Source organism: Pseudoalteromonas phenolica (genome assembly GCF_005876835.1).
GTDB lineage: Bacteria > Pseudomonadota > Gammaproteobacteria > Enterobacterales > Alteromonadaceae > Pseudoalteromonas > Pseudoalteromonas phenolica_B.
On the sequence record NZ_PPSW01000092.1, the window covers coordinates 1 to 226 of the forward strand.

At 51.8% G+C, this 226-nt stretch carries 1 tRNA gene; it reads right to left on the reverse strand.

From position 1 onward, the window contains the following. Positions 1–74: 74 nt before the first annotated feature. A tRNA-Met gene (locus C1E24_RS20850) sits at positions 75–151 on the reverse strand. Positions 152–226 lie beyond the last annotated feature (75 nt).

The window sequence follows — 226 nt, forward strand, 5'->3', positions numbered from 1 at the left end:
GGCTGCTCCATCCCGCGTCAGATGGTTTGCATAAGCAAACGAGCCCTAGAGTTTTGAATTCACTCTAGAAGAATTGGTTGCGGGAGCCGGATTTGAACCGACGACCTTCGGGTTATGAGCCCGACGAGCTACCAGGCTGCTCCATCCCGCGTCCGAATGGTTTGCATAAGCAAACGAGCCTTAGAGGTTTTAATTCTCTCTAAAAGAATTGGTTGCGGGAGCCGGA